Here is a 4335-nt window from a genome sequence, read left to right on the forward strand (position 1 = left end):
CACTAACAACTTAGATCATTCTAGATTAGTTGAAGTCCATGGTGAAACTAGTTATGGAGTTTTATGTTATCCTGTTTCTACAAATTCAGTATTGATACTTATAAACACTAAAAGTAAAAATCATTTCAATAGCGAAAATTTTAAAACAATCAATCTTTTAGTTCAACAGCTGGAAATGTCCTTAGATAATATAGAAATGTATGAAAAGTTAACACTCTTTAATAACGAGTTAGAAAAACAGGTGGCCCTAAGAACAAGAGAGTTAAAAAACGAAAGAGATAAGGCCCAAGCGATAGCATACGAGCTTAAAATGGCTCAACGAGAGATTGTTGACATTGCTAAGGATGCTGGTAGAGCGGAAGTTGCTGCAAATGTTCTTCATAATGTTGGAAATAGTTCTATGTATTTACTGGGACAATTTGAGATAATGAAGAGAAGTCTCAAGTCGGAGAGCTCCCTTGAAGTATTAAACGCATTAATATCTAAAATAGATAATTATGAAGGGACATTTTCAGAGTTCATAGAAAGAGATCCTGTGGGGAAGAGGATGTTAGAATTTTTAAAAGAAATGAGGGGTCTTTCAGATGAGTTTATAGACGATCAAACTGAAAGGGTGACTAAGATTGAAGATAAATTAAGAATGATGATGAAAATGATTAGAGAAGAAAATAAAAATATTCATGGGTTTGCTCTATTGGAGAAATCAGACTTTGGACTTTTAATTGAAGAAGCTTCAACTTTCACTTCACTTAGTGAAAGTGTTAAACACCTTGTAAAAATAGAGATCGATGGACAGCCAAAGATTGATTTTGAGAAAGTGAAGAATATATTAATAAATCTATATTCCAATTCCTTGAAGGCGTGTCGTAAGATTGATCGAAACGCTCAGGTTAATACGTTGGTAAAACTAAGGGGTAATAAGATAATTATTGAAGTCAGTGATAACGGTGTAGGTATGACTGAGGCAACTTTAGGCTCTATATTCTCAGCTGGATTCTCTACGAGTGATAAACACAGTGGTTACGGCCTTCATAACTCTTCAATTGTTGCTCAAGGTCTTGGAGGTTCACTGACTGGAAAGTCTGACGGTCCTCAGATGGGAGCAACATTTGTACTTGAGCTTCCTTACGTTGTTTAAGAAGTCTTAACCATTTATTTAAAAAGTTATATTACTCTTATATTAAGCTTAGTGATAATAGTCAGTTAAGTATATATATCTATATTCTTAATCTTAAGAATTTTGTATTATTTGACGATAAATGAATAAACTTTAATATTTGAGACAAATGTGAAAAAAGCACCAATTCCTAGTAATGAAAAAGAACGCTTAGCCGCCTTAGAGAAATATCAACTTCTTGATACTGAAGTTGAAGACTTGTTTGATGATATCACTAGAATTGCAGCAGGTATTTGTGAGACGAAGATAGCTTTAATTAGTTTAATCGACTCAGATAGGCAATGGTTTAAATCTAGCTTTGGTCTAGGCGCAAAAGAGACACCTAGAGATATTTCATACTGTGGTCACGCTATAATGTCTGATGAAATATTTATCGTTGAAGACGCCAAAGAAGATGATAGATTCTGTGATAACCCACTTCTTTTAGGTGAGCCAAGGGTTAGATTCTATGCTGGAGCTCCCTTGATAACACCCGATGGCCTTAGAATCGGTACCCTGTGTGTGATAGATCATGAACCTAAGAAGTTGTCTGAAAATCAAATTCTTTCACTAAAAGCATTATCAAATAATATTATTTCTCTATTTACTCAAAGACTAATTAATATTGAACTACATACAACAAAAGAACGACTGCAAGAAGTTGAAAGTATGTCTTCTACCGGAGGGTGGGAGTTAAACTTAGAGACATCTGAAGTTATATGGACTGATGAAATTTATAGAATTTACGGAGTTGAGATAGGGACGCCTACTTTTAAAATTGATGGTCTTTCAAACTATGTGAATGATTCAAGAGAAAGGCTTTCAAAATTAATGGATAACTGTATCAATGAGCATGAGCCTTTCGATGATGTATTTGAATTTAAAGATAATCATGGAAATAGTAAATGGGTACGCTCTGTAGGTAGAGCAGTTCTTGAGGATGGTGTCGCCACAAAATTAGTTGGAACTTTTCAAGATATTACAAAATATAAAGTTAATGAGTTAAAGCTGATAGAGTTAAGTAAGTATCTAGATGTTAAAATGGATAATGCTAAATTAGGAATTTGGGATTGGGACTTAAAAGATAATTCGGTTGTATATGATGATCGTTGGATTGAAATGTTTGGATTAAATCGTATTGATCTTGAAGGTAAGGTAGAGGAGAGGCTCTCAAGGATACACCCTGAAGATATAGAACAAGCTGAAGCAGACATGTTTAATTTCCTTGAAGGAATTACGACAGAGTACCGAAGTGTTTATAGAGTACAGCACAAAAATGGAGACTGGTTATATATTCTAGATCAGGGTGTAATTGTAAAGAGAGATAGAGATGGTAAACCTCTGCATTTCTCTGGAACCTATGCAGACATTAGTACAATTAAGAAAAAAGAACGAATTGATAATGCTATAAAAAATGTTAGAGAAAAATATATAACATTTAAAGACGACCACAAGAGCTTTTATAGGTATGCCTTTTATTCTCTGTTAAAGATTTGTGATTCTAATATTGGTATTCTTGCCAACTATGATGCTTCCAAAAATAATGTAAGAGTTCTATATAACTCTGAATTGGTTGAACTCATTAATAAGAAAGATGAAGTAGAAGGTATATTTGAAAATATATTTCATGCGGGAGATCATTACTTAAGTGATTATACATCCAGCGGGTGTTTCCAAATAAGTTCTGTTAAAAACTATATCGGTTTTCCCGTTTATACTAAAGCTAATGATGGTTTAATCATGTTGATAGGCTCAAATTCTAAAAAATATAATTTTGAGTTTTATGAGTATATTTTCCCTTTAGTTCAAGTGATATCAGAAATGATCGCTTACATGAAGCTGGAAGAATATAAGAATGAAAAAGAATATGAAAAAAATATAATTCTTGAAAGTACTGGTGTTGCTCTATGGACACTATATCCTAACGAAAAGAGGATTGAGTGGGATAATAGTATGTATCGTTTATGGGAGATAGAGAAGAGCGATTATTTATCGAACTTCCAAATTTGGGAAGAGCTTATTCATCCAGATGATAAAGAGCAAGCGCAGCGTGAGTTTGTAGAAACTTTAAAGTATCACGATAGACATGAAGCAAGTTTTAGAATTATTACAAAAACTGGAAGAATTAAGTACATAAAAGCTTTGGCCGATGTCGTTCGTGATATTGATGGAAAAGCTACTAAAATATTAGGTGTAAACTGGGACTATACAAAAGAAGTTTTAAACAAGAAAGATCTGATTCGAGCGAAAGAGGAAGCAGAAAGCTCCAACAGAGCAAAGTCTAGCTTTTTAGCAAATATGTCTCATGAAATTAGAACTCCAATGAATGGAATTCTCGGAATGATCTCACTACTTGCTGATTCAAAGTTAACTAATGAGCAAGTAGAGATGATTGAAACGATCCAGTCATCTGGTAGTATTTTAATGACTATTTTAAATGATATTCTAGATCTAAGTAAGATTGATGCTGGTAAGTTTAAGCTAGAGTATCGAAATTTTGATACTAGAGATTGTATTGAAAACTCTATTTATCTTTTCTCAAGTTCAACCTCAGAGAAGGGGATAGATCTAATAAGTGATATTGATGAAAGTGTACCGTCGTATTTGGAGGGGGATGCCACTCGAATTAGACAAGTTCTAATCAACTTCTTATCTAATGCTGTTAAGTTTACGAGTGAAGGTAGTATTAAAGTAAAAGTAAGAGCAAAGAAATTAGATGTTAAGAATATTTCCTTATCTATATCAGTCATCGACTCAGGTATCGGTATAAAAGAAGATGTTCAAGACAAAATGTTTGAGGCCTTTTCTCAAGCTGATTCCTCTATTACAAGGCGATATGGAGGAACGGGACTTGGTCTTTCAATTTGTGCCAGTTTAATAGGCTTAATGGGTGGTAAAATAGAGTTAGATAGTAAATTCAACAATGGGTCTACTTTCACATTCACACTACCTTTAAAAGTTGGAAAAAATGATCAAGATATTATTATAGAAAAAGAAGCTGCGACAAAGAAAATTGATCGAAACTTTGCTTTAGAGTATCCGTGCCAAATTTTGCTTGTTGAGGACAATTTAGTTAATCAGAAAATTGCATCGATGATGCTTAGAAAGCTTGGGTATGAATGTACTATTGCTTCTAATGGTAAAGAAGCACTCTCTATTATTGCAGATGCTTCGGAAAA

2 protein-coding genes are annotated in these 4335 nt (G+C 33.5%); both read left to right on the plus strand.

Annotated features, from left to right (window positions below; all coding sequences use genetic code 11):
* Nucleotides 1-1138: sensor histidine kinase (locus tag ABX784_RS15720; RefSeq protein ID WP_372656015.1), on the plus strand; the 1138-nt coding region annotated here is incomplete at its 5' end.
* Between the two features lie 150 nt (nucleotides 1139-1288).
* On the plus strand, nucleotides 1289-4335 hold a 3047-nt coding region (locus ABX784_RS15725), incomplete at its 3' end, for a PAS domain-containing protein (protein ID WP_372656016.1).

It is taken from the genome of Halobacteriovorax sp., from assembly GCF_041587335.1.
Classification (GTDB): Bacteria; Bdellovibrionota; Bacteriovoracia; order Bacteriovoracales; family Bacteriovoracaceae; genus Halobacteriovorax.